Source organism: Bacillus pretiosus (genome assembly GCF_051294775.1).
GTDB classification, from domain to species: domain Bacteria; phylum Bacillota; class Bacilli; order Bacillales; family Bacillaceae_G; genus Bacillus_A; species Bacillus_A wiedmannii.
The window spans coordinates 1-279 of sequence record NZ_JBPPHF010000656.1 but is presented as its reverse complement, the minus strand read 5'-3'; the positions used below and the strand labels follow the sequence as shown (position 1 = coordinate 279).

Genomic DNA, 279 nt, shown 5'->3' with positions numbered 1-279 from the left:
AGGATATGCAGTGCAAATCGCTAATATGAATAGTACGAAGCAAATTGTGATTTCTGGAACAAAGCAAGGAGTTGAGATTGCTTCTCAACGAGCGAAAGAAAATGGTGCAAAGAGAGCAATTCCGCTTAAGGTAAGTGGACCGTTCCACTCTTCGCTTATGAAGCCAGCAGCGGAGAAGTTCCAAAGTGTCTTAAAAGAAAATACAATTCAAGATACGAATATTCCTGTTATTGCAAATGTAACAGCAGACGTTATTACAAGTGGTGCACATATTCAAGA

General features: G+C 39.4%; 1 protein-coding gene. It reads left to right on the top strand.

Annotated elements, in window-relative coordinates:
- Positions 1 to 279, top strand: a 279-nt coding sequence (locus ACSG5Z_RS32565) for an ACP S-malonyltransferase (RefSeq protein ID WP_435713005.1), incomplete at both ends; no start/stop codon positions are given.